Source organism: Sphingobium chungbukense, from assembly GCF_001005725.1.
Taxonomy (GTDB): Bacteria; Pseudomonadota; Alphaproteobacteria; order Sphingomonadales; family Sphingomonadaceae; genus Sphingobium; species Sphingobium chungbukense.
Genome location: NZ_LBIC01000004.1, coordinates 22849 through 47083 on the forward strand (window position 1 = coordinate 22849; position 24235 = coordinate 47083).

29 protein-coding genes are annotated in these 24235 nt (G+C 65.6%); 16 read left to right on the forward strand and 13 right to left on the reverse strand.

The annotated features are described in order from the left end of the window. Nucleotides 1-17: 17 nt before the first annotated feature. Together YP76_RS28200 and YP76_RS09325 are read right to left on the reverse strand one after the other, a co-directional pair. On the reverse strand, nucleotides 18-2675 hold the full coding sequence (locus tag YP76_RS28200; protein WP_269748637.1) for a TonB-dependent receptor: 2658 nt from the start codon (nucleotides 2673-2675) through the stop codon (nucleotides 18-20). A 146-nt stretch (nucleotides 2676-2821) separates the two neighbouring features. Further along, nucleotides 2822-3526 carry a 2OG-Fe(II) oxygenase gene (locus YP76_RS09325; RefSeq protein WP_046763658.1) on the reverse strand — a complete coding sequence of 235 codons (705 nt, stop codon included), beginning with the start codon at nucleotides 3524-3526 and terminating at the stop codon, nucleotides 2822-2824. 73 nt (nucleotides 3527-3599) lie between these two features. On the opposite strand from YP76_RS09325, the gene pip reads away from it, so the two are divergent. The 5 genes from pip to YP76_RS09350 all read left to right on the forward strand — a co-directional run bounded on the left by pip (nucleotide 3600) and on the right by YP76_RS09350 (nucleotide 8518). After that, nucleotides 3600-4553 (forward strand): prolyl aminopeptidase, encoded by a 954-nt coding sequence (pip, locus tag YP76_RS09330; RefSeq protein WP_046763350.1) that lies wholly within the window; start codon nucleotides 3600-3602, stop codon nucleotides 4551-4553. A 2-nt stretch (nucleotides 4554-4555) separates the two neighbouring features. Beyond that, a complete protein-coding gene (locus YP76_RS09335) occupies nucleotides 4556-4882 on the forward strand; it encodes a hypothetical protein (RefSeq protein ID WP_046763659.1) in 327 nt (108 codons plus the stop codon). A gap of 167 nt (nucleotides 4883-5049) precedes the next feature. Next, nucleotides 5050-6507, forward strand: coding sequence for a hypothetical protein (locus tag YP76_RS09340; protein WP_232307496.1), 1458 nt, complete (start codon nucleotides 5050-5052; stop codon nucleotides 6505-6507). Between the two features lie 87 nt (nucleotides 6508-6594). Beyond that, on the forward strand, nucleotides 6595-7461 hold the full coding sequence (gene lgt, locus YP76_RS09345) for a prolipoprotein diacylglyceryl transferase (protein ID WP_046763351.1): 867 nt from the start codon (nucleotides 6595-6597) through the stop codon (nucleotides 7459-7461). Further along, nucleotides 7451-8518, forward strand: coding sequence for a class I SAM-dependent methyltransferase (locus YP76_RS09350; RefSeq protein ID WP_046763352.1), 1068 nt, complete (start codon nucleotides 7451-7453; stop codon nucleotides 8516-8518). The genes lgt and YP76_RS09350 overlap by 11 nt, the downstream gene beginning before the upstream one ends. A 56-nt stretch (nucleotides 8519-8574) precedes the next feature. Here YP76_RS09350 and gmk read toward each other — a convergent pair whose 3' ends face one another. From gmk to YP76_RS09370, 4 genes are all read right to left on the reverse strand, one after another. After that, a complete protein-coding gene (gmk, locus tag YP76_RS09355) occupies nucleotides 8575-9240 on the reverse strand; it encodes a guanylate kinase (protein ID WP_046763661.1) in 666 nt (221 codons plus the stop codon). 53 nt (nucleotides 9241-9293) lie between these two features. Continuing rightward, nucleotides 9294-9632: a hypothetical protein gene (locus tag YP76_RS09360; protein WP_046763353.1), complete on the reverse strand. Its 339-nt coding sequence runs from the start codon at nucleotides 9630-9632 to the stop codon at nucleotides 9294-9296. 49 nt (nucleotides 9633-9681) lie between these two features. Continuing rightward, nucleotides 9682-11067, reverse strand: coding sequence for a class II fumarate hydratase (fumC, locus tag YP76_RS09365; protein ID WP_046763354.1), 1386 nt, complete (start codon nucleotides 11065-11067; stop codon nucleotides 9682-9684). 68 nt (nucleotides 11068-11135) lie between these two features. Beyond that, the gene (locus tag YP76_RS09370; protein ID WP_046763355.1) at nucleotides 11136-11612 is read right to left on the reverse strand and encodes an SspB family protein; all 477 of its coding nucleotides are present in this window, start codon (nucleotides 11610-11612) and stop codon (nucleotides 11136-11138) included. A 99-nt stretch (nucleotides 11613-11711) separates the two neighbouring features. Between YP76_RS09370 and hisB the strand changes: the two genes are divergently transcribed. The 7 genes from hisB to YP76_RS09405 all read left to right on the forward strand — a co-directional run bounded on the left by hisB (nucleotide 11712) and on the right by YP76_RS09405 (nucleotide 15863). Further along, complete coding sequence (gene hisB / locus YP76_RS09375; protein WP_046763356.1) at nucleotides 11712-12299, forward strand: imidazoleglycerol-phosphate dehydratase HisB; 588 nt, start codon at nucleotides 11712-11714, stop codon at nucleotides 12297-12299. Continuing rightward, entirely contained in the window at nucleotides 12296-12913 is a 618-nt protein-coding gene (gene hisH / locus YP76_RS09380) for an imidazole glycerol phosphate synthase subunit HisH (RefSeq protein ID WP_046763357.1), read from the forward strand. The genes hisB and hisH overlap by 4 nt, the downstream gene beginning before the upstream one ends. Then, nucleotides 12910-13647, forward strand: a complete 738-nt coding sequence (gene hisA, locus YP76_RS09385) for a 1-(5-phosphoribosyl)-5-[(5-phosphoribosylamino)methylideneamino]imidazole-4-carboxamide isomerase (protein WP_046763358.1) — start codon at nucleotides 12910-12912, stop codon at nucleotides 13645-13647. Before hisH ends, hisA begins: the two co-directional genes overlap by 4 nt. Nucleotide 13648: 1 nt before the next feature. Continuing rightward, nucleotides 13649-14413: an imidazole glycerol phosphate synthase subunit HisF gene (gene hisF / locus YP76_RS09390; protein ID WP_046763359.1), complete on the forward strand. Its 765-nt coding sequence runs from the start codon at nucleotides 13649-13651 to the stop codon at nucleotides 14411-14413. A gap of 160 nt (nucleotides 14414-14573) precedes the next feature. Then, nucleotides 14574-14831 carry a PEP-CTERM sorting domain-containing protein gene (locus YP76_RS09395; protein ID WP_046763662.1) on the forward strand — a complete coding sequence of 86 codons (258 nt, stop codon included), beginning with the start codon at nucleotides 14574-14576 and terminating at the stop codon, nucleotides 14829-14831. Nucleotides 14832-14873: 42 nt separating this feature from the next. Next, complete coding sequence (locus YP76_RS09400) at nucleotides 14874-15194, forward strand: phosphoribosyl-ATP diphosphatase (RefSeq protein ID WP_046763360.1); 321 nt, start codon at nucleotides 14874-14876, stop codon at nucleotides 15192-15194. Between the two features lie 87 nt (nucleotides 15195-15281). Continuing rightward, nucleotides 15282-15863: a hypothetical protein gene (locus tag YP76_RS09405; RefSeq protein ID WP_046763361.1), complete on the forward strand. Its 582-nt coding sequence runs from the start codon at nucleotides 15282-15284 to the stop codon at nucleotides 15861-15863. Here the strand turns inward: YP76_RS09405 and YP76_RS09410 are convergent. Continuing rightward, nucleotides 15860-16771 (reverse strand): histone deacetylase family protein, encoded by a 912-nt coding sequence (locus YP76_RS09410; protein WP_046763663.1) that lies wholly within the window; start codon nucleotides 16769-16771, stop codon nucleotides 15860-15862. The two genes, YP76_RS09405 and YP76_RS09410, sit on opposite strands and share 4 nt — an antisense overlap. Nucleotides 16772-16829: 58 nt before the next feature. Between YP76_RS09410 and YP76_RS09415 the strand changes: the two genes are divergently transcribed. The 3 genes from YP76_RS09415 to YP76_RS09425 all read left to right on the forward strand — a co-directional run bounded on the left by YP76_RS09415 (nucleotide 16830) and on the right by YP76_RS09425 (nucleotide 19409). Beyond that, nucleotides 16830-18299: a L,D-transpeptidase family protein gene (locus YP76_RS09415; RefSeq protein ID WP_046763362.1), complete on the forward strand. Its 1470-nt coding sequence runs from the start codon at nucleotides 16830-16832 to the stop codon at nucleotides 18297-18299. A 6-nt stretch (nucleotides 18300-18305) separates the two neighbouring features. After that, nucleotides 18306-18602, forward strand: a complete 297-nt coding sequence (locus YP76_RS09420; protein ID WP_046763363.1) for a hypothetical protein — start codon at nucleotides 18306-18308, stop codon at nucleotides 18600-18602. 126 nt (nucleotides 18603-18728) lie between these two features. Continuing rightward, the gene (locus YP76_RS09425; protein WP_046763364.1) at nucleotides 18729-19409 is read left to right on the forward strand and encodes a murein L,D-transpeptidase catalytic domain family protein; all 681 of its coding nucleotides are present in this window, start codon (nucleotides 18729-18731) and stop codon (nucleotides 19407-19409) included. A gap of 79 nt (nucleotides 19410-19488) precedes the next feature. Here the strand turns inward: YP76_RS09425 and YP76_RS09430 are convergent, their stop codons facing one another. The 6 genes from YP76_RS09430 to crcB all read right to left on the reverse strand — a co-directional run bounded on the left by YP76_RS09430 (nucleotide 19489) and on the right by crcB (nucleotide 23628). After that, complete coding sequence (locus YP76_RS09430; RefSeq protein ID WP_046763365.1) at nucleotides 19489-20208, reverse strand: hypothetical protein; 720 nt, start codon at nucleotides 20206-20208, stop codon at nucleotides 19489-19491. Nucleotides 20209-20311: 103 nt separating this feature from the next. Further along, complete coding sequence (locus YP76_RS09435) at nucleotides 20312-21007, reverse strand: ATP12 family chaperone protein (RefSeq protein WP_046763366.1); 696 nt, start codon at nucleotides 21005-21007, stop codon at nucleotides 20312-20314. After that, entirely contained in the window at nucleotides 21004-21261 is a 258-nt protein-coding gene (locus tag YP76_RS09440; RefSeq protein WP_046763367.1) for a hypothetical protein, read from the reverse strand. The genes YP76_RS09435 and YP76_RS09440 overlap by 4 nt, the downstream gene beginning before the upstream one ends. Continuing rightward, on the reverse strand, nucleotides 21258-21917 hold the full coding sequence (locus YP76_RS09445) for an HAD-IA family hydrolase (RefSeq protein ID WP_046763368.1): 660 nt from the start codon (nucleotides 21915-21917) through the stop codon (nucleotides 21258-21260). Before YP76_RS09445 ends, YP76_RS09440 begins: the two co-directional genes overlap by 4 nt. Then, nucleotides 21914-23248, reverse strand: coding sequence for an RluA family pseudouridine synthase (locus tag YP76_RS09450; protein WP_046763369.1), 1335 nt, complete (start codon nucleotides 23246-23248; stop codon nucleotides 21914-21916). Before YP76_RS09450 ends, YP76_RS09445 begins: the two co-directional genes overlap by 4 nt. Continuing rightward, a complete protein-coding gene (gene crcB / locus YP76_RS09455; RefSeq protein ID WP_046763370.1) occupies nucleotides 23245-23628 on the reverse strand; it encodes a fluoride efflux transporter CrcB in 384 nt (127 codons plus the stop codon). Before crcB ends, YP76_RS09450 begins: the two co-directional genes overlap by 4 nt. A gap of 240 nt (nucleotides 23629-23868) precedes the next feature. On the opposite strand from crcB, the gene YP76_RS09465 reads away from it, so the two are divergent. Further along, the gene (locus tag YP76_RS09465; protein WP_046763372.1) at nucleotides 23869-24207 is read left to right on the forward strand and encodes a hypothetical protein; all 339 of its coding nucleotides are present in this window, start codon (nucleotides 23869-23871) and stop codon (nucleotides 24205-24207) included. The last annotated feature ends 28 nt before the right edge of the window (nucleotides 24208-24235 follow it).

The window sequence follows — 24235 nt, forward strand, 5'->3', positions numbered from 1 at the left end:
GAACCGGCTTAAATCCGTCAGAAGAACAGCTTGCGGAAGCTGATCGTCACCGCCCGCCCCAGCGGATCGAGATAGCCCGGCTGGTAACGCACCGGCGTCATTCCGGTCGCATCGGTCACGCTGCGCCGTTGGTTGAAGAGATTGTCGATGCCGATCGACACGCGCGCTCCCCGCAGGAAGGGATGCCGCTTCACCAACGAAGGCATCTGGCCCAGATTGGCAAAAAGCCGCAAGTCCACCGTCGCCAGGCTGCCGAAGTCCAGCCGTGAGGCTCCGCCGAGGGCGCCGTCGACATGGGTGCCGCTCTCCCAATCGACGCTCAGCCGCGCGCCAAGCCCATTATTGGTATAGCCGACCCGCGCATTCAGCTCATGCCGCGGCTGGCCACCCGACGATCCCGTGGCGCCACCGTTCAGCAAATCCAGTTCCGGCACGCCCGGCGCGATCAGGATGCTCTCGGTGAAATGCCAGGTGTGATAGAGGCTGAAGCTCAACCGGCCGCCACCGCCACCAGGGCCGCGTCCGCCGCCGCCAAAGCCACCCGGACCACCGAATCCGCCGCCAGGACCAGGCTGGCCGCCTCCGCCAGAGCCGCCGGGGCCGCCTTGATCGCCTTCGCGGCGCGGTCGATCACCACCATCCTGCGTCTGCGGCGGCTGCCCCCCCTGCCCACCGCCCGGTCCTCCACCCGGCCCGCGATTGCCGAACAGGCCGCGCAGGTCCTGCAATTCCTTGGGCCGTTCCTCAGGCTTGGCGCCCGCCGCGCGCCACGCCTCGATCACTTTCTGGATGTGCGATTTCAGCGGGATGGAAAGATCGAAACCCCAGCGCAACTGCTCGCTCTGCGATCGCAGATAATTGACCGGCCGCGCGTCGATCTGAGTCAACATACAGCTATAGCAATCACGCCTGAAGCGATCTTCAAAGGCATCTTCGATCGCCGGTGTCGGCGTCGGGAAAGCCGAAATCGGATTCCTCGTCCGGCTGTTGGTATAGGTCGCGGTGAGCGTCAGATTCGGTTTCTCGAAAGGCTTGATCGTGGCACTCAAGCGGAACTGATCCCGTACGCTCTCTTTAAGGTCGGCATTGCCGCCGCTGATCTGGGTAACGAAGACGGTTTGGCCTGTCCGGTAATCGAAGACCGACACGTTGGGCGTCGAAATCAATGGATCGGTGATCTGTTGCCCGGTCGGCGCCGCGCGGTCCTGATTGGCCGACATCAGCAATTGCACGGCGGGCACCGGCCGCCAGCGCATGCCGTAGCCCAAGGTCGAAAGCGTGCCGAAATCGGAATAATGCTGCGCCGCCGCATTCACATTGACGCCGATGTCGCCCACCGCGCCCAGCACGCCCTTGGACCGGCTGGTGATCGGCATGTCCAGGCTGATCTGCCCGCTGCCGATTTCCCGGCTGTAACTGCTGTTGCGCTCCACGCCCGACCGGATCGACCAGCTATCGAAGCCATTGGCCGATCCGCCCAGGCGCACCGCTGTCGTCACCGCCCCGGCGGGCAGGTCGAACAGCGAACCCGACAGCAGCAGGTCGCCCTGTATGGCCTGGGACTCGGCCTTCGCCCGATCGATCACATGGGTGGAGAAGAGATCGGCCACGAAACTGCCGAAGGGATCGGCACCGCCGTCGATGGCATTCTGGATCGCGTCCTGACCGATGCCGCGATCGGTGGAGGTGCGGGTGCTGGAATAATCGCCATTGCCGGTGAAGGACCATTGCCAGCCGCCGCCCAGCAGCCCGTTCAGCGTCACGCCGACATGGCCGGTCGTGCCCTTGACCTGCTGCCCCAGCACGCCCGCCTGCCGCAGATAACGATAGAAGCTCGTCTGATCGGCGAAAGGCGAGAAGGGGTTGCCCGCCGCCAGCGTCAATTGTTCCGCCTCGAACCCTTGCAGGCTGTCGCTGTCCGACAGTTCCAGCCGCCCGTTGACGGTCATCGACACCTTGCCCAGCGCGCGGGCCAGAGTCGCATTGGTGGCGAAGCTCTCGGTCGCCGGGCTGAGCGTGCGGTGGTGGGCCAGTTCCGCGCCGGTCATGGCGTTCTCGCCGACCAGAAATGCGGAGAGGCCCGATTGCTGGTTGGCCCGATCGCCCTGCACCGTCGGCACAACCCCGCGTTCGCTTTCCAGCAGCGACGCGGCGGTCTTGTACTGCATGTTCAGGGTGAAGCGATTATCCCCCCTTATGCGCAGCAGCCCGCCTTCCGCCGATCCATTGTCGCGCCCGCCCTCCGTGGTCGTGCCCGCGCGCAGGTCCACCGTCTCAGCGCGGAAACGCTGGCGCAGGACGATGTTCACCACCTTCTGCGTCGGCGCATAGCCATAGCTGAGCGCCACCTGTTCGGGCAGGATGTCGACCCGCGCCACCGCTTCGGAGGGGATGTCCTGGATCTCCGAGAAGCTCGAAATCCGCTTGCCGTTGAGCAGGACCACCGGGCTGCCATTGGTCTGCGGCGACAGTTCCGTGATCATCTCGGCTATCGAGGTGACGCCCAGAGCGCGGACATCGGCGGGGGAAAGCTGCTGTTCCGGCTTGATATTGCCGGCGACCGCGCCGCGCTCAGGCTGGCCGGTGACGACGATCTCGTCGGCGTCGTCCATCTGTCCCGCAGGACCTTTGGGCTGCTGCGTCTGCGCCATCAGTGCGCCCGGCGCTGCGCTCATCATCAACGGAAACAGAAGACATGTGAAGGAACGGCGCACTTTTCACCCCTAAATCCAGGACCCTGACGCATCCCTCTCTAGGCGGGAGTTGTCGCAAAATTCTGGCAAGGCCGATAAGGATTTGTCGCAAAATGTAATCGGGAAAATCATGCGGCATCGTGAAAAATGATGCCCAGCGTATAACGTACCCCGGAAAGCAACCGGCTGACACCGTGCCGCATCTGCACCCGATGCACACCGCGAACGCCGGTCACCGGCCGATCACGCACAGGGAAAACCACCGCGTCACCCTGACCAAGCGGCACGATTTCAGGTCGCGACTGCATGCGGGGCCGCTGTTCGGTCAGGACGAAGGCGCCGCCGGTAAAGTCGCGACCAGGCTCGGAAAGCAGGATTGCCACCTGAAGCGGAAAGACATGCGGCCCATAGACATCCTGATGCAGGGCATTCCAGTCCCCTGTCTCATAACGCAGCAGTAGCGGCGTCGCCTTGTCCTGCCCGCCCAGCGAGCCTGCCTTCAGGAAATCGGCGTGGCGCGCGGGATAGATGTCACCCCTCCCCAGCATCTCCGCCCAGCGATTCGCCTGGCTGGCGAGCGCAGGATAGAGTGCCTCCCGCAAGGCCGCGACAGGTTCGGGAAGGGGATAGCCGAAATAGCGGTAACGTCCGCTGCCATAACCATGCCGCGCCATCACCACCTCCTTGCGGAAGAGGTCCGGTCGGTCCCACAATGCGATCATCTCCGTGCATCGATCCGGGGAAAGCAAGGCGGGCAGGCGCGCGGCGCCGTACCGGTCGAGGTCTGACAGGTCCATGTCCGCCAGAGTGGCGCCGTGCCTGTCCCCTGTCATCCCGTTGCTTGCGGTCAAACGGATCGGGCCACTGTCGATTGCATTGCCCGCCAGACTTTCTACACCTTGGCTCATGCGCACGCTTTATCCCCCGATCGAACCCTTTGCCTCCGGCCATCTCGATGTGGGAGATGGCCACCGCATCTATTGGGAGCGCGCCGGAACACCCGGCGCCAAGCCCGCCGTCTTCCTGCATGGCGGACCCGGCGGCGGCATCTCGCCCGATCATCGCCGCCTGTTCGACCCGGCGCGCTATGACGTCCTCCTGTTCGACCAGCGCGGTTGCGGGCGCTCCACCCCCCATGCGGAGCTGGAGGCCAACACCACCTGGCATCTTGTCGCCGATATCGAACGGCTGCGGGAGATGATGGGGGTGGAAGAATGGCTGGTCTTCGGCGGGAGCTGGGGCTCCACCCTGGCCCTATGCTATGCCCAGACGCATGTCGGGCGCGTGACCGAACTGGTGCTGCGCGGCATCTTCACCATCCGTCGCCAGGAAATCGACTGGTATTATCAACATGGCGCCAGCCGCATCTATCCCGACAAATGGGAACGTTTCGTGGCACCCATTCCGGAGGCGGAGCGCGGCGACCTGCTCCATGCCTATCGCCGCATCCTGACCGGGGACGATCGCGCCGCCCGGATCGCCGCCGCCAAGGCCTGGAGCGTGTGGGAAGGGGAGACCATCCGCCTGCTTCCCGACGAAGCGCTCTCCGCCACCCATGAGGGCGATGATTTCGCGCTCGCCTTCGCCCGCATCGAAAATCATTATTTCGTGCATGGCGGCTGGCTGGAGGAAGACCAGCTCCTCCGCGATGCGGACAAGCTGGCGGACATTCCCGGCGTGATCGTGCAGGGTCGGTACGACATGGCCTGCCCCGCCGAAACCGCCTGGGCGCTGCACCGGGCCTGGCCGCGAGCGACATTCGAGATGATCGAAGGCGCCGGTCACGCATTCAACGAACCCGGCATATTGGACGCGCTCATCCGGGCGACGGACGGGTTTGCCGCCCAGGCGAAAGGATGAACATGCGCAAATGGATGATATTGGCCGGGGTCTTCAGCCTGATGGCCTGCGGCGAAAGCAGCGAAAAGATCACGGCTGTCGACAATCAAGCGGCACCCGAGAGCGGCGCGGCGGCGCAGGTCGCCCGGCTGGACGAAACCCAGCGCAACGGCGTTCTGGAGCGGGCGGTCCGCGCCTCGGGCGAGGCGTGCCCGACTGTCACCCGATCGGAACGGACCGAGGTGCGGCACGGCGTCATGGGATGGAAGGCGCAATGTAACGACGGCACCGCGCATCTGATCGAAATACAGGCCGACGGCACGGCCAACGTCACCAGCCGAACGCACTGATCGCGTCATCCCCGAGCAAGCGGGGTGGCGATTGGGAAAGGGCGGATGAACGCCGATTGCCGCCGCTGAGCGCAATATGCTCCCGCGAAGGCAGGAGCGGTATCCAGGCTGGGCGCAAATCAATGCCTGCCTGTCATCCGATGCCCGTCATCGCCCCCTCGACAGGGATGACGATTGTGGGCAGCTATCAGGGTCTCAAAGGGGGAAGCGTGCGCGTCGATGCCATCACTCAGGATGCCGTCCCTCCGGCCAGGCCATGGCCGCTCGTCATCGCCGTGGCGCTGCTGCTCTGCTTCCTGCTCCTCTTCTGGCCGGGTATTGCGAGTTACGACACCGTCGTTCAATATCAACAGCTTCTGAGTGGAAGCTATGACGACTGGCATCCGCCGGTCATGGCCCGACTCTGGTCTACCCTCCCCTTCGCCCGGCATGGCACCGCCCCCATGTTCGTGCTGCAACTGAGCGCCTATTGGATCGGGCTTGGCCTGCTCGCCCGGACATTTGGCGGCCGCAGGGCCATCGCCCTGCTTGCCATCGGCGCGACGCCCTTCCTCAGCGGGTGGATCGCCGTCGTGATCAAGGACAGCCAGCTGATCGGCGCGCTGGCCCTCGCCACCGGCCTGGTCAGCCATTACCGCCTGCGCCGCCAGCCCGTCCCGACGCCAGCCCTGATCCTCATCATCCTCTGCCTGGCCTACGCAACGCTGGTCCGCGCCAATGCAATCTTCTCGACCGTGCCGCTGGCGATGCTGCTGCTTGCACGGCCGCAATCCGGCCTCGCCCGCCTGGGCGTGATGATCGCCGCCATCCCGGCCGTCCTGCTCCTTTCCCAGCCGGTCAATCACGGCCTGTTCGGCGCGCAGGACAGCGGCGTCCGCCGCACCCAGCCCCTATACGACCTGGCGGGCATCGCCGTGCGGACGGGGGACGGAACAGGCAGCGGCCTTTCCATGACGGCGATCGAGGCACTGAGGCAACATGATTGTGTCCGCCCGCTGTTCTGGGACTCGCTCGGTAGCGCGCCGGGATGCCAATCCGCCATCGGCCCAATGGAGAAGGCGCCGATAGGCCCGCTCTATCTCCAACTCGCCATGGCCGCCGCGCGCCATCCGATCGCTTATCTGACCCACCGCGCCGTCCATCTCAACTCGACCGAACGCTGGCTGGTGCCGCGCCATTGGCCGCTTGCCGCGCCTCCGGCCAGGGCCGAACCCAATGATGTCGGCCTTGCAAATCCTGACAATCCCCTGGTCCCGGCATGGCAGGGATGGGCCGCATGGTTGACGGAAACACCCCTGGCATGGCCGATCCTGTGGACCGCAGCCGCCCTCTGGGGCCTGTGGGCCAGCCTTGCCATGGCATCCGGAGGTGCCAGGGATATGGCGCTGGCCCTCTTCACCTCCGCCCTGTTTCAGGAGGCCAGCTTCGCCGTCATCAGCATATCGTCGGACCTGCGCTATCATCTTTGGCCGATGCTGGCGACGGCGCTTGGCTGGCTGTTCCTGGGTCGCCCCGCCCTGCGCGGATGGCGCGTTGCTGGGCCTGCCATCGCGCTGCTGCTGCTCTGCGGCGGTATCGCCCGCTTCACCCTGCCGCCGGTGCCGCCCCATTATGCGGAGCTGTAGCCGGACCGGCGCCCGTCAAACGCCCCCTTTCATCTTCCCCCCAACCTGCTCTATGGCGGGTCCGAATTTCCCAAGGGGAACGACAACTTGATCCTTGACCTTGCCGCCGCCGCTTCGGGCGCCATCCGCTTCGACCAGCTCGGCCTCAGCCCGGTCGCGCTCGACCTCGGCTTCTTCACGCTGAAATGGTACAGCCTCGCCTATCTGGCCGGCATATTGATCGGCTACTGGTATCTGCTGAAGCTGATCGCCCAGCCCGGATCGCCCATGGCGCGCCGTCATGCCGACGACATGATCTTCTATGCGACGCTGGGCATCATCATCGGCGGGCGGCTGGCCTATGTCTTCTTCTATCAGCCCGAAATCCTCCGCAACCCGCTCGATATCTTCAAGCTGTGGAACGGCGGCATGTCCTTCCATGGCGGGGCGATCGGCGTGTCGCTCGGCATCCTCTACATGGCGCGCAAGGAGAAGCTGTCGTGGCTGCGCATCCATGATTTCGTCGCCTGCTGCGTCCCCTTCGGCCTGTTCTTCGGCCGCCTCGCCAATTTCGTGAACGGGGAATTGTGGGGCAAGGAAACCGACGTGCCCTGGGCGATCATCTTCCCGACCGGCGGCCCCTTCCCCCGCCATCCGAGCCAGCTTTACGAAGCCTTTTTCGAGGGCATCGTGCTGTTCCTGGTCCTGGCCTTCGCCTTCTGGCGGACGCGCGCCCGCTACAAGCCCGGCATGCTCGTTGGCATCTTCCTCTTCTGCTACGGCATATTCCGCTTCGGCGTCGAATATTTCCGGGAGGCTGACGCGCAGCTCATGGAATTCGCCGCCCGCACCGGCCTGCACATGGGCCAGTGGCTGTGCGTGCCGATGATCCTGGGCGGCCTCTACCTGATCCTCACCGCCAAGGGACGCCGGGTCAGGGTGGAGCCGATCGCAGGCAGCGCGAGTGTCAGTTGAGTTGAGTCTCGCCGAACGGCTCGTCCGCCAGATCGCGGCGGGCGGCCCGATCTCCGTCGCGCATTATATGGCGGAGGCGAACCAGCATTATTACGGCACCCGCGATCCGCTGGGCGCCGCGGGAGACTTCACCACCGCGCCGGAGATCAGCCAGATGTTCGGGGAACTGGTCGGCCTGTGCCTGGCCGACATCTGGATGCGGTCGGGCGGCCGCCCGGAGGCGAGCTATGTCGAACTCGGCCCCGGACGTGGCACATTAGCCTCCGACGCGCTGCGTGCCATGGCCAGCGTCGCACTCCATCCCCGTGTGCATTTCGTCGAAACCAGCCCCAGCCTGCGTGAAAGGCAAAGGGCCCTGATCCCCAATGTCTTCCATCATGACGCCGTTTCCGGCCTGCCCGATCAAGGGCCGCTGCTGGTCGTCGCCAATGAATTTTTCGACGCCCTGCCGGTGCGCCAGCTTGTCCGCACGGGCAGCGAATGGCGCGAGCGGGTGGTCGTCCGCCCCGATCCCGACCAGCCCGACCGGTTCGCGCCGATGCCCGGTTATCGCCGGGTGGAATCAGGCATTCCCGCCATGGCCGCCGATGCGCCGGACGGCACGATCCTGGAAATGCCCCTTGCCGGATCGGCCGTTGCGCTGGAACTGGCGCATCGCATCGCGCGGCAGGGCGGCGCGGCGATCATTGTCGATTATGGCTATGAAGGCCCCGCGACCGGCGACACGCTTCAGGCGGTCAGGGCGCATCGTTTCGCCGACCCCTTTCTGGAACCCGGAGAGAGCGACCTTACCACCCATGTCGATTTCACCATGATCGGCAATATGGCGCGTCAGGCCGGGCTGCGGGTGTCGCGCACCGTCGGCCAGGGCGATTTCCTGCGCCGCCTCGGCATAGACGCCCGCGCCGACCAGTTGAGCCGCACCGCCCCCGCCCGCGCGCAGGAGGTGGAGGCCGCCCGCCACAGGCTGACCGCGGACGACGCCATGGGGACCTTGTTCAAGGCCATGGCCTGGGTCCATCCGGACTGGGCCGATCCAGCGGGTTTCGAGGGATAATGATTTGCGTGCTCGGAGTGCAGGACTGAGCTCCTACATTTCAGCCGGTGTGAGCCTCAATCTTCCTGGTGATAGCGGCTCAGCCTGCGGATGAAGCCGATCAGGCCGGTCTGGCGGCTGCGCTTCATGCGTTCGGCATGCAGGATGGTCTGGACGCGCTGGAAACAATCGTCCGCATCGACATTGCACAGGACATAGTCATAGCCGTCCCAATGCGCGATCTCTCCGGCGGCGCGGGACATGCGGCCCTCGATCACTTCATTGCTGTCGGTCGCGCGGCCGCGCAGGCGACGCTCCAGCTCCTCCATCGACGGGGGCAAAATGAAGATGCGGACCACGTCGCCGCCCGCAATCTGGTGGAGCTGCTGCGCGCCCTGCCAGTCGATGTCGAACAGCACGTCGCGGCCCGACTTCAGCATCGCCTCGACCGGCGCGCGGGGCGTGCCGTAGCGCTGGCCGAAGACATGCGCCCATTCCAGGAACTCGTGATCGGCGGTCATCCGCCGGAATTCCTCCAGATCGACGAAATGATAATCCTTGCCGTCGACCTCCCCCGGCCGCATCGGCCGCGTCGTCGCAGATACCGACATCGCCAGATCCGGCTCGGCGGCGAGCAGCTTGCGCGCAATGGTGGATTTGCCGGCGCCCGAAGGCGAGGAAAGAACGAACAGGACGCCGCGGCGCTTGAAATCGGGCGTCTCGATAGAGGTGCTGTCGGCCATGGCCGCTAGTGCCGCCATGGACGCGATTTTGCAAGAGGGACAATCCGCGCGCGTCAGCCTTTGCGGGCCTTGCGCGCCTCCTCGATCAATATGGGCTGCGCGCTTTTGTCGGGCAGGGCGTTCGTCTTGCGCTTGCGGTCCGCTTCCCGCTTCGCCTCATAGAGCTTACCCGCCATATAGGCGCCGGTGACGAACAGGGCTCCGGCAGGATAGCGCATGATCAGCCGCTTGGCGCCCATGCCCGCCAGCAACCCGATCACGCCCTTCTTGCCAGTGTCCGCGGCGACCCGCGCCGCCACCACCGTCGCCCCGACGCGGGCGGCCTTTTTGAGCAGGCTGGATTTGCGCGGCGGGCTGCCCTTGACCGGCGGCTGGGCGGTTTTCTTCTTCATAGCGGCTCAATGTATCGCAGGCCGGGCGGTTCCGCCATGTCGATCTGGATCAGACCATATTTTCCGGTCGCACCAGCCGGTCGAACGTCGCCTCATCGACCAGCCCCAGGGCGAGACCCGCTTCCCTGAGCGTCAGCCCCTGCGCATGGGCATATTTGGCGATCTTCGCCGCATTGTCATAGCCGATCTCCGGCGCCAGCGCTGTCACCAGCATCAGCGAGCGGTCGACCAGTTCGGCGATCCGCCTTTCATTGGCCTCCAGCCCCTCGACGCAGCGTTCGGCGAAGCTGTCCATGCCGACGCTCAGCAGATGGACGGAGCGCAGCACGGCAGCGCCGATCAGCGGCTTGAAGACATTGAGCTCCATATGCCCCTGAAGGCCGCCGACCGTCACCGCCTGATGATTGCCGATGACCTGCGCGGCCACCATCGTCAGCATCTCGCACTGAGTCGGGTTGACCTTGCCCGGCATGATGGAACTGCCCGGCTCATTGGCAGGCAGGTCCAGCTCGCCAAGGCCGGAGCGCGGCCCGGAGCCCAGCAGTCGGATGTCGTTGGCGATCTTGGTCAGGGCCACGGCCAGCGTCGCCAGCGTGGAGGAAAGGTGCACCAGCGGATCGTTGGATGCCAGCGCCTCGAACTTGTTGTCGGCGGTGCGGAACGGCAGGCCGGTCAGCCCGGCGATTTCCCGCGCCATTGCGACATCGAAGCCCTTGGACGCGTTGAGGCCGGTGCCGACCGCCGTGCCACCCTGCGCCAGCGCCATCATCCCGTGCATGGTGGCGGGTTCGATCCGCTTGCGGCAGCGATAAAGCTGGTGGACATAGCCGGAAAATTCCTGGCCCAGCGTCAGCGGCGTCGCATCCTGCAAATGGGTGCGGCCGATCTTGACGATGCCGGCCCAGGCCTGCGCCTTGGCGTCGAGCGCGGCATGCAGCCGGTCGAGCGCGGGGAGAAGCTCGCCCGTCACCGCCCGCGCCGCCGCAATATGCAGGGCGGTGGGAAAACTGTCGTTGGACGACTGGCCCATATTCACATGATCGTTGGGATGGACCGGGATTTTCCCGCCGCGCCCGCCGGTCAGCGCCTCATTGGCGATGCCCGCGATCACCTCATTGACGTTCATGTTGGACTGGGTGCCGCTGCCCGTCTGCCAGATGACGAGCGGAAACTGGTCGTCATGGCGGCCCGCGATGACGTGCGCGGCGGCGGCCTCGATCGCGTCGGCCAGCCCCGAGTCGAGGCCATAGCCGCGATTCACCCGCGCCGCCGCCTGCTTCACGATCGCCAGGGCATGGACGATGCCGATCGGCATGCGCTCATCGGCGCCGAAGGGGAAATTCTCGATGCTGCGTTGGGTCTGCGCGCCCCAATAGGCGCTCGTCGGCACTTCGATGGGGCCGATACTGTCCGTTTCGGTGCGGGTCTCGCTCAAGTCGGGCACTCCCTGAAAATGGCCGGAGTGCCGCCAATCTGGGGACGCCCCGCCCAGGATACCAGAGCTTATTTCTTCTTGCCGAAATCCACGGTCACGACATTGGAGCCGTCTTCGCTCGTCACCTGCGGCGCGTCGTTTTCCGCCTCCTCATGCGGTTCGGGCGCGATATCGGCCTGCGCCTGGAACTGGAGCGCGAAATTCACCGCCGGATCGACGAAGGCCGTGATCGCGGCAAAGGGAATATAGAGATGCGCGGCGACCTGGTTGAAGGTGAGGCTGACGCCGAAGGCATCGTCGCCGACCTTCAGGTCCCAGAATTTGTTCTGGAGCACGATCGTCATCTCATCGGGGAAACGCTCGACCAGATGGCGGGGAATATCGACTCCGGCCGCCTGGGTCTTGAAGGTGATATAGAAATGGTGGGCACCGGGAAGTCCGCCCGAACGCTCCACCTCGCCCAGCACGCGGCCGACCACGGCACGCAGCGCCTCCTGCACGATTTCGTCATAGGGAATCAGGCTGTCGGGCAGGTCGTCGCTCATGGGCCAATGTCCTAACGACGCGGCGGCCCGGGTCAAGAGCGCGCCACACTTTGCAAGGGCACATTGCATGCCGCCCCCACTTCGGTATAGGGCGCAGCCATGCGCACGGCCGACATTCACCGCAACACTGCGGAAACGCAGATCGACGTGACCGTCAACCTCGACGGCACCGGCATCTATACCGTTTCGACGGGCATTGGCTTCCTCGATCACATGATCGAGCAGCTTTCGCGTCACTCGCTGATCGACATGGATGTGAAGACGGTCGGCGACCTGCACGTGGACCAGCACCACACGACAGAGGACACGGCCATCGCCATCGGTGAGGCCGTGGCCAAGGCGCTGGGCGACAAACGCGGCATTTCCCGCTACGGCAGCGTCTATTCGCCGATGGACGAAACGCTGACCCGCGTGTCGCTGGATATTTCGGGCCGCCCCTGGCTGGTGTTCAAGGCCCCCTTCACCGTGCAGCGCATCGGCGAATGGGATACGGAGATGGTGGAGCATTTTTTCCACAGCTTCGCGCAGGCCGCCGGGATCACGCTGCACATCGAAAATCTCTACGGCAGCAACAACCATCATATCGTCGAAAGCTGCTTCAAGGGGCTGGCCCGCGCATTGCGGCAGGCGGTGGAGATCGATCCGCGCAAGGCCGACGCCATCCCGTCGACCAAGGGGATGTTGTGACGACTCTGGCCCTGATCGATTACGGCGCGGGCAACCTTCATTCGGTGCACAACGCCCTGCGCAAGGCGGGAGCGACGGACGCCGTCATCACCGCCGATGCGGAACTGGTGGCGAAGGCGGATCGCATCGTCCTGCCGGGCGTCGGCGCCTTCCGCGCCTGCCGCGACGCACTGGTCGCCATTCCCGGCATGGTCGATGCCATGAACGAAGCCGTACATAAGCGCGGCACGCCCTTTCTGGGCGTATGCGTGGGCATGCAGTTGCTCGCCGATGCGGGCGAGGAGTTCGGGCGGCATGAGGGGCTGGGCTGGATCGCCGGCACCGTCAGGCTGATCGAACCGAAGGACCCGTCGATCAAGGTTCCCCATATGGGCTGGAACGACGTGACCCTGCACGGCCATCCGCCGTTGCTGGAGGCAGGCGAGGCCTATTTCCTGCACAGCTATCATTTCGACGTGGCGCAGGATGAGCATATCGCCGCCGTGACCGACCATGGCGGGCCGCTGGTCGCCGCGGTGGCGCGCGATACGATCATCGGTTGCCAGTTCCACCCGGAAAAGAGCCAGAGCTATGGCCTTTCCTTCCTATCCCGCTTTCTGGAATGGCGCCCATGAGCCTCATCGTTTTCCCAGCCATCGACCTCAAGGGCGGACAGGTGGTCCGCCTGGCCGAGGGCGACATGAATCGCGCCACCGTCTATGGTGACAATCCCGCCGCGCAGGCGTTGCTGTTCGCGGAAGCGGGCGCGCAGCATCTCCATGTCGTCGATCTCGACGGCAGCTTCGCCGGTCACGCGGTCAATGCCGAAGCGGTCGAGGCGATCGTCGCAGCCTTTCCGGGCCATGTGCAACTGGGCGGCGGCATCCGCAATCGGCAAGCGGTGGAGCGCTGGTTCGACCTCGGCGTATCGCGGATCGTGATCGGCACGGCGGCGCTCAAGGATCCCGAATTCGTGAAGGCGGCGGCGCGCGAATTCCCCGGCGGCATCGTCGTCGCGGTCGATGCCCGCGACGGCTTCGTCGCCACCGACGGCTGGGCGGAGAAATCCGACATGCCGGTGGTCGACCTCGCCCGCCGGTTCGAGGATGCCGGCGTCGCCAGCCTGCTCTTCACCGATGTCGGCCGCGACGGGCTGCTGAAAGGGTGCAATATCGAAGCGACCGTCGATCTCGCCCGTGCCACCGACATTCCGGTGATCGCCAGTGGCGGCGTGGCGGGAATCGCGGACATCCGCATTCTGAGCCTGCATGCGGACGAAGGGATCGAAGGCGTCATCACGGGCCGGGCGCTCTATGACGGGCGGCTCGACCTCAAGACCGCGCTGGCGGTGGCGCAGGCGGCGGCATAGGATGACGGTCCGTACCCGCGTCATTCCCTGTCTGGACGTCGCCAATGGTCGGGTGGTCAAAGGCGTCAATTTCGTCGACCTGCGCGATGCGGGCGATCCGGTCGAGCAGGCCAAAATCTATGACGCGGCCGGGGCGGACGAACTTTGCTTCCTCGACATCACGGCGACTCATGAGGCGCGCGGCACCATCCTGGACGTGGTGCGGCGGACGGCGGAGGTCTGCTTCATGCCGGTGACGGTCGGCGGCGGCGTGCGCAGTCCCGAGGATGCGCGGGCGCTGCTGCTTGCAGGCGCGGACAAGGTGGCGGTGAACAGTGCGGCGGTCGCCCGGCCCGAAGTAGTGGCCGACATCGCCGACCGCTTCGGCAGCCAGTGCGTCGTCGGCTCCGTCGACGCCCGGCGCGTTGGCGAAGGCCGATGGGAGATTTTCACCCATGGCGGGCGCAAACCGACCGGCATCGACGCGCTGGAACATGCGATACGTCTGGCGGAACTGGGCGCGGGCGAGTTGCTCGTCACCTCCATGGACGGCGACGGGACCAAAGCAGGCTATGACCTTGCCCTCACCCGGTCCATTGCCGATGCGGTGTCGGTTCCGGTGATCGCCAGCGGCGGCGTCGGTACGCTGGAGCATCTGGTCGAGGGCGTGATCGAGGGCCATGCCAGCGCCGTGCTGGCGGCATCCATATTTCACTTCGGTCAACACACTATTGCTGAAGCGCATCAGGCACTTGCAGCAGCCGGCGTGCGCGTCAGGGCGAACTGAAAAGCGCCTTTGCGCAAAAGCGTCGGTTGCATTTACATTAACCAAGAACCGTAGAGACGCGTTAACCATGGTTCGTGCGTCGGACGCGTTCCTTCGCGCATCTGGCACGGCCCCTGCACATCTTCATCCACCTGATTAAACCGGCAAAGGGGTGAAGATCATGAATGTAAACAAGCTGTTTCTGGCCGCTGGCGTAGCGGCTCTGATGGGCGCGGCGGCTCCGGCCGAGGCGACATGGTGCTGGGGCAAGAAGTGCGGCGGTTCGAGCGGTTCCTCGGGCGGCGGCTCCAGTTCGGGCGGTTCCAGCTCGGGCGGCACGCCCACCCCGGTTCCCGAACCAGAGCAGATGGCGCTGTTCGGCCTGGGCGCGGCAGTGCTGGGCGCGCGGGTTTTCGTCGGCCGCCGCCGCAAGAAGTAAGTTTTCATTTGACGGGTCGCGCGTGCGGCGCTTGATGGCGCCATGCGTGCGACCCTTTTCGACCTTGAACGGACCATCCGCCAGCGGCGGCAGGCCGACCCGTCCCAAAGCTATGTGGCCAAGCTGACCGCCAAGGGACGCGGCAAGATCGCCCAGAAGGTAGGCGAGGAAGCCGTGGAGACGGTGATCGCCGCCATGGCGTCCGACCGCGACGGCGCGATCGGGGAAAGCGCCGACCTGCTGTTCCACCTGATGGTGTTGCTGGCCGATCTCGACATCGCGCTCGACGAGGTGCTGGACGAACTGGACCGGCGCGAGGGCGTGTCGGGGATCGCGGAAAAGGCGTCCCGCAAGGCAGACTGATCCTCGTCGGATCGATCCGCGCGAAACCTGTTGCCGATCCGGCATTTGTCCGTCAGCCTCTTCCCCGCGGAGAGGACAGGAGGGCATATGATCAAGACCTTGTTGGGCGGCCTGATCGGCGGCGTCGCCATGTATCTCGTCGGGTTCCTCTTCTGGGGCACGCCGCTCAGCGCGCTGGCCTTTCATCGCGCGGATGCCGGAGCCAGCGGCACGTTGCAGACCGCCATGGCGCAGGCGCTGACGCCTTCGGGAACCGGCGTCTATATCGTCCCCGATCCGGCGACCGCGCAGGGCACGGTGCTTTACGGCAAGGGGCCTGTCGCGACAGTCTTCTATAATAGCGGCGGCTTTCCGGTGACGGATACCGGCGCACTGGTCGGCGGCCTCGTCCTGGCTCTGGCAGTGGGGGTGCTGATCGCCCTGATGCTGCGGTTCGCGGGTGCGGATTTTGGGGGACGGGCGCGGGTAAGCGTGCTGTTGTCCCTGATTGCGGTGCTATGGCTGCATGTCGGGCAGGCGGTGTTCAACCATGCGCCCTGGGGCTATATCCTCTATCTGGCGTTCAGCGATTTCTTGGCGCTTGTGGTGGCCGGATTGATCGCAGCGAAGGTGATGGAGGGCAGGAATATTTCCCCTACGGAGCCGGGGAATGAGGAAACGCTGCATTAGGCCTGCTCGCCGCGACGGGCCTCCTCCGCCAGGCGGATCATGCAGTCGGCGTGGCGGCGGGCGATCGCCATGCGATCGACGCCATAGCCTCCACCCATGGTGCTGGCGAGCGGAATGGCCCGGCGCCTGGCGGCGCGCATGACGGCGCGGTCACGGCGGTCCAGCCCGGCATCGGTCAATGAGAGGCGCCCCAGCCTGTCGTCGGCATGGGGATCGATCCCCGCCTGGTATAATATGAGATCGGGCCGAAAATCGTCCATCGCGCGTGGCAGCACATCCATCAATACCGCCAGATAATCCTCATCCCCCGTCCCGTCGGGCAATCCGATGTCCAGGGTGGACCGCGCCTTGCGGACCGGGAAATTCTTCTCCGCATGGATCGACAGGGTAAAGACATCCTCGCGATCGGCCATGAGGGCCGCCGTCCCGTCCCCCTGGTGCACATCGAGGTCCAGGATCAGGATGCGCCGGGCGTCCCCCTCCCCGATCAGGCGGTTGGCCGCGATGGCGAGGTCGTTGAACACGCAATAGCCGGCCCCGCTGTCATGCAGCGCATGATGGCTGCCGCCGGCCGCGTTGGCCGCATAGCCATGGACCATCGCCAGCCGCGCCGCGGCCCAGGTGCCGCCGGGCGAAAGCAAGGAACGCCGCATCACCCGATCGGTCACGGCAAAGCCGATGCGGCGTTCCTTTTCGCGCGGCACGCTCAATGTCGCGACCTGCTCGACATAGGCGGGATCGTGCACCGCCTCGATCCAGTAGCGGGGCATGGGATGGGGTTCATGCACGGTAAAGGGCGCGCCTGTCATGGCGAGGGCGTCCATCACCAGCCCATATTTGTCGAAGCGAAAGGAACCGTCCCCTGTTGCCGGAGAAACATAAGCCGGATGGTGAACGACGTGCAGCATCATCTTTTCCGCTATCTTCGAGTTTGAACGATGCGGGCTTTGCGCTATCTGGTCCAGCATGAAGCGTCCCGATTTGATCCGTTTTTCCGTTCTTTCCCTGCTTGGCGCAATGGCGGCGCCGTCGCTGGCGCAGCCGCCGGCGGTCGCCCCCACGCAACCGCAGGCCCCATCCGCGCCCCAGCCGCAGGTGATATTGCCGCCGTCCATCGTCACGCCGCCGCCGCCTATTCCGCTGCCCCAGCCGTCCGCCGCGCAGGAACGCTGGCTTAACGACTGGCTGAAGGGCGGCACGCAGCAGGGGCTGATGGCGCGCAGCAAGGTGACCGGCGACCTGAAAGGCGACGCCCTGTTGTCGGCCGCGCTGGACCGGGCGCGTGCGCTCAGCACCGGGCGCGTCGACACGGCGGACTTCCTGGAGATCTGGGCGCTGCGTCCCGCGCCCTTCGACCCGCGCCCAGGCCTCGCCAAGGCACTGAGCGAGGATCGGTTGCCGCAATGGGCGCTCAACCTGACGCCGCCCTATTCGGGCTATGACGGACTGCGCAAGGGCCTCGCCAACTACGAGCGGATTCGCGACGCGGGCGGCTGGCCCATGCTGACCGCGCAATCCGCGCCCGATGTGGTGCGGGCGCGCATCGCCATCGAGGACAGGAGCGTGACGCCCGGCGAAAAGCTGATCGACGTGTTGCAGCGGGCGCAGCGGCGCTACGGCCTCAATCCCACCGGCCTGCTCGACGCCCGGACGCTCAAGGAACTGAACGTGCCGGTCGACGACCGTATCGCCGCGATCATGGCGAATATGGAACGCTGGCGCTGGATGCCGCGCGAATTGCCGGTCAATCGCGTACAGGTGAACATCGCCGCCGCCGTGCTGACGGTGTTCGAGGGCGACGAGCCGGTGACGTCGATGCGCGCCGTGACGGGCGCGCCGGACAATGCGACGCCGATGCTGTCGTCCAGCATCCATTCGATCGTCGTCAATCCGCCGTGGAATGTCCCCGCCTCCATCGCCAAGCGCGAATTGTGGCCCAAGGGGCGGGCAACGCTGATCCGGCAGGGCTACAAGATCGTCGGCACACCCGAAACCGGCGAGCGGATCGTGCAGCCGGCGGGGCCGAACAGCGCGTTGGGCCGGTTGAAGTTCGACTTCAACAATCCCTTCGCCGTCTATCTGCACGACACGCCGTCGCGGGCGAAATTCTCCAGCTATGACCGGCTGGCAAGCCATGGCTGCATCCGCCTGGAGAAACCGGTGCCGCTGGCCGAGCTGATGGTGGCAAGCGATCCCGCCCTGGCCGGGCAGATCCAGTCGCTGATCGATACGGGCAAGACGCAACGCGTCTCGCTGCCCAAGCAGGTCGCCGTCTATCTGCTCTACTGGACCGCCTTTGCCAGCAACAACGGCACGATGAGCTTCCGTTCCGATCCCTATGGCTGGGACAAGCTGCTCGCCGCCAAGATCGAGGCGTCGAGCCGCCGTGCCGATCCCACTGCCGCCCCAGCCGCCACCATCGCATCCAAGGACTGATCTTTCATGCGCAAATTCGCCCTTATCGCCCTCGCCGGGACGCTTGCCCTCGCCGCCTGCGGCAAGAAGGAGGAGGAAGCGCCCACCAACAATCTGGTGGAGCCGCCGGTCGAGAATGTGATCGTGAACGAGCCGGAAGAAGCGCCCGCACCGGAGCCGGGCAACAACGCCGCCGCGCTCCAGCCAGCCGCGCCACCCAGCATTTCCGAGCAGCAGCAGATCGAGGATGATGCCGCGGCGACCGGCATGACGTCCCGCCTCAGCCGGGACGAGCCGGGCGAATCGTCGAACTCGACGCAGTAAGCCATGCCCACGCCCTGCCCCGGAAACCGGGCGGCAGGGCGGCTTTTCCGCCAGGCGCCGGACGAATGGACAGGGCCCCTTCTCCCTGCCCTTGGAGCCTGCGCACGCATTTGCTATATAGGGTTCATGGATCGTCGTAGTTTTACCAAGCTCGCTTTGAGCGGGTTGGCCTTTTCCTTCGTTGCCGACAGCGCCGGGCGCGCCGCTTCGCTTGGCGAAACGCTGCCCACATCTCCCGCACCGGCAACGCCGCGCTCCGTCCCGGACGGGCCGCTGGCAACCCAGCCTTACGCGAAGTTGCTGGAGCGGGCGAAGGCCGCGCTCGATCAGCATGGACATATGTTCGAACTGCGCGATCGTGTCGCGCTGGCCGATTTCAATGCGCCCTCACGGGAATTACGCTTTCATGTCGTCGACCTGATCGGCGGACAGGCCAGTTCCTATCTGGTGGCCCATGGCCGAGGATCGGACCCGGGGCATTCGGGATGGCTCCAGAGCTTTTCCAACGAACCCAATTCGCTGGCAAGCTGTTCAGGCGCCTTCAAGACGGGCGAAATCTATGAGGGCCAGCATGGCCGCGCCATCCGGCTGATGGGGCTCGACCCGCAGAACAACAACGCGGAAATGCGGGCCATCGTCGTACATGGCGCCGACTATGTGAGCGAAGACCATATCGCGACCTGGGGCAAGATCGGACGCAGCGAGGGTTGTTTCGCGCTCGCCCGCCATATGCTGCCTCAGTTCATCGGCCTCATTGGGCCGGGACGGATGCTATACGCCGACAAGATCATCGGCGCGCCAGCCTGAAGGGCGGCCCCGGTCGCACCATCGACCGGGACGGATGCCCCGGCCGCATAGCTCGAAGGTCGCATAGCCCGAACGGAAATCAGCCCGCCTTGGCGCCTGTCATCGCTTCCACCGAAGGCTTGTTCGTCGCGTCGATCGTGCCGTCGCTGAGCATCGCCTTGCCCATGCTGAGAGCTTCGTTGGTGAGCGCGGGGTCATTGGCGGTCTGGCTGGTGCCGATCAGGGCGGAGAGCAGGATATTCCGGCTCACCGCGTCCGTGCCGTTTTCCGACACCGACTTCCGGGCCAGGGTCAGCGCCTCCTTGTAGAGCGGATCGGCGCCGGTCTTGTCCTGCGTCGCCAGCTTCTGATTGCCCATCTGGACCAATATGCCCGCGAAGATATTGCGGCTGGCGGCATCGGCGGGTTTCGCCTCCACCAGCTTGCGCCAATGCGGCGCGGCCTCACCATAGAGGGCGATCACCCTGTCCATCCTGCCGAGCGCACCCTGCGCGGCCGCATCGGCATAAAGCGCATTGGCAAGGAAGTTCACATTCTCGATCTTGCCGGGATCAACCTCCACCGCCGTGCGGATGGCGGGGAGCGCGGCGTCATATTTGGCGGCGGCGGTGCCGTTGTCGCCCGCCTGCTGGGCCGTCTGGCCCGCGGTGAAGTCCGTCACGGCCTGGTTGAACGCCGCGATCTGTTCGGAGGTCATCTGGCCGGCGGCGGGAGCGGCGGCCTGCTGGGCAAGGGCCGGGGCGGAAAATGCCAGCGGACCGGAAAGGGTCAACAGCGCGGCAACGAAGGAACGGGGCATCAAGGTCAGGGCCTCCTTGGAGAGTCATCCATATGGGACGCGAGGCGCCTCCCCGCGCCTCACCCTGACAATTGACCAGAGATGCGCCGCCGATCCCAGCCGATCAGGCACGGGTCAGCGCGCAAAAGGCTCGCGCCATGGCAAATTCGTTTCTGCGCTGCGCCGAACGGGCGGCGGCTTCGGCATCCTCGCCCCATTGTTCGACTTCCCATGCCTCGTCGATTTCGGCCGCCGTCCACACAAGGTCGGCGTCATGCCCGCCCTCGACAATGGCAAGGCCGCAGACGAGCGAGCCGGAAAGCGTGACCAGCGTCGATAGTCCCGCCAGGGTGAAGGGATCAAGCGCAGCCACCGCCGATGCCAAGCGGTCCAGCGTATCGCCCGGCTGATCGACGGGAATGATGCCCTGCGTCACGGCGAAGGTCACGTCATAGCGACGGCGCGCCCAGTCGAGCAGCGGGTCCCAGGCTGCGGCCTCCCGATCGATGAGTTCGCCCGGTCCCTCGGCGCGGTAGCAAAGCAGGTCGCTGGTCCCATAGCGGGCGATGCCGTCGGCAAAACTCTCCCGATTGGGCGCGATCTGGTCGATGGCGCCATTGGCGAGGCCGGTGAAGGGCATGGAGCGCGGGTCGATCGTTTCGCCTTGAGCGCGCCATTCCTCGGCAATGGCCTCGGCCAGCGCGGCATTGGGCAAGGCCAGAGGCGCGCGGGCGGGCGTGCGGACGGGCCGGTCGTCAAGCCGGATTTCGAAGCCGTTTTCGCCGGAAACGACGCTCACATCCTTGTAGAAGCGTTTCATGATTGCGGGGGCCTTCGAAACAGCGCCAACAGCAGGCGGGGCACGATGACGAACTGGAACAGGCCGACGACAACGAAGATCGCGCCCATCGCCTTCGCCTTGTTGCCCTGCACCCAATGAAAGCGCTGCATCAATATGAGGAAACCGAACATCACCAGCAGCGCGCCCGACAGGCGGAACAGGCCCAGCGCGAAGAAGCGCTGACGGGCGACCTTTTCAGGGTCGACAGGCGGGATCGGGGGCAAGTCGGTCATCTGGCGCGGATATGGCCGTGCAATTCCGCGCTGTCCATCGCGACGCTATGGGCACCCGCCGCGATCAGATCCTGTGGCGTATGATAACCCCAGCCCACACCCAGCGCACGCGTGCCTGCGGTCAGCGCCATGTCGATGTCGAAGCTGGTGTCGCCGATCATCACCGTGGTTTCCGGTGCCGCGCCCGCTTCGGCCATGGCAGTCAGCAGCATCGAGGGATGCGGCTTGGACGGGTGGCGATCGGCGGTCTGAAGCGTCACGAAATGGGCGTGGATGCCGTGATGGGTGAGGCAGAGCTGAAGGCCACGGTCGGACTTGCCGGTGGCGACGCCCAGCAGCCAGCCATCGGCATCCAGTTCGCGGATCAGATCGGCAATGCCGGGATAGAGCGGCTCCGACACGGCATTCTCCCGGCGCAATTGCTGGAAGGCGAGCTTGTAGCTTTCGGAAAGATGGCCGTGATAGGCTGCGTCCGCATCCGGCAGCAGCCGCGCCATGGCAAGCGGCAGCGACAGGCCGACCACGGACAGGATCGTCGCCCGGTCCGGCGCGACCAGCTTTTCGCCTTCAAAGGCTCGGATCATGGCCGTGCAGATGCTATGCTGGCTGTCGACCAGCGTGCCATCGCAATCGAACACGGCGAGACGGTTGGTCATTTCCTGCGCGGAGCTCCTCCGGACTTGGGGCCGCCGCTCTTGGCGCCGCCCGACGCGCCGCGCGCGCGGCGCTCGCCCTTGCGACCCTTGCGGATTTGCTTGGCATGGGCCTTCGCCACCTTCTTCTCATCCTCGCGGGTGGGCTTGCGCGCGATTTCCTCATCCAGCGGCAGGTCGCCGGCATGGAGGTCGAAACCCAGCGAAACGAGGCTGGCCGCGAAATGTTCGGGCAGTTCCGCCCGCACGTCGACGCGATCGCCGTCGGGATGGTCCACCCGGATGCGCCGGGCATGAAGATGCATCTTGCGGCTGATCGTGCCGGAGAGGAACGCTTCCTTCCCGCCATATTTGCCGTCGCCGACGATGGGATGGCCGATCGCCGCCATATGGACGCGAAGCTGATGGGTGCGGCCGGTATAGGGTTGCAGCTCGACCCAGGCGGCGCGGTTGCCGGCGCGTTCGATCACGCGGTAGCGCGAACGGGCGGGCAGCCCCTCCTCCTCATCCACATGCATCTTCTCGCCGCCGGTGCCGGGCTGCTTGGCGATGGGCAGTTCGATCATGCCGTCCTCGATCGAGGGGACGCCCATGACGATCGCCCAATAGACTTTCCGGGCCGTGCGGCTGGAAAAGGCCTTGGCGAAATGAGCCGCGGAGCGCGCGGTGCGGGCGATCAGCAGCGCGCCGGACGTATCCTTGTCGAGCCGGTGGACCAGCTTGGGGCGCTGGTCGAGTTCGAACTCCAGCGCGTCGAGCAGGCCGTCGACATGATCGTCGGTCTTGGTGCCGCCCTGGGTCGCCAGACCCGGTGGCTTGTTGATCACGATCGCCTGCGCGTCGCGGTGGATGACCAGGCTTTGCGCGAAGGCGATCTGATCATCGGTCAATTGCGGGCGAACGCGCCGGGGCTTCGCGATTTCGGCGGCCTTTGGCTCGGCGGGGGGGACACGGATGGTCTGCCCTTCCGCGACGCGATCTCCGGGAGCTGCGCGGGCGCCGTCGACGCGGAGCTGCCCGGTGCGCGCCCAGCGCGAGACGACGTTGAAACCGACGTCCGGCAGATGCCTCTGGAACCAGCGGTCGAGGCGGATGCCGTCATCGTCCGCGCCGACGCGGAACTGGCGGACGTCGAGCGAGACACCCTTGGCCGGGGAAGCCTTGACTGGTGCAGACTTTGCCGCCGCCACCTTGGGCGCGGGATTGGGCGCGGGTCGGGGCGCGTCAGGCTTACGGGCACGCGCAGCCTTCACGGCACCGCGCGCGCGCCCCTGCGGCGCGGCGCCGGGCTTGCGGGGGCCGCCGCGCGATGGGCCGGATGATTTCCCCTTCATGCGACGCTCCTCATCACGGCAAGGCCGCCGGCCAGCGCGCCGACGGCGCCGATGACGGAGAAGGCGGCATAGGCCAGTGCCATGCCCAACTGACCACGCTCGATCATCAGCACCGTTTCCAGGCTGAAGGAAGAGAAGGTGGTGAAGCCGCCCAATATGCCCACGGCGAACAAAAGGCGGATCGGTTCACCGGGTCCGGTATTGAAGCGCGCCAGGAAGCCCGCGAGCAGGCCCATGGCGAAACCGCCGAATATATTGGCCGCAAAGGTGCCCCAGGGCCACAAGGCGCCGGGCAATAACTGGCCTGCGAGACGCCCGAGCAGATAGCGCAACGCCGATCCGACGGCGCCCCCTGCCATGACGAGAAGGATATTGATCATGCCGCCCGCCCTAGCATTTTTGCCGGGATTGGGAAGCGATCATTGGCAAACGGGTGGCGAGAGCGGTGGGTAGCGGTGATGGCCAGAGATTGCCTTTCGCGTTGCCACGGGCTTGATCCGCGACCGCGCGGCCCTGGGTCGGCGCGGGGTGCAAAAGGAAGCGCGCGCCCCGGATCAAGTCCGGAATGACGAATGGGAACGGCGGGAAACCATCCTTCATCGCCATTCACCACCTGTTCAATGCTGCGCGGCTATGCCAAGGTCATGCGAATGATGTGGTTCAGACTGATAGCAGGGCTGGGAGCCATGGCGGCGCTTTTCGCCGCAAATCCCGCTGCTTATGCCGGCAGCCAGCGCGACGAGCAGGATGCCGCGCGCCGCGCGATGCTGGACGGGCAGGTCATGCCCTTTTCCGTCATCAAGCGTCGGGTCGATGCCGCCATGGGCGGCGCAACCTATCTGGGCAGCGAATTCAACCCCTCCTCCAACCGCTACCGCCTGAAATATGTGAAGGACGGCAAGGTGGTATGGGTTGATGCGGACGGTCGCACAGGCGATATAATCGGCTGGGCGCGCTGAGGGCGCGCTTCCGGCATAACAAGAGAAA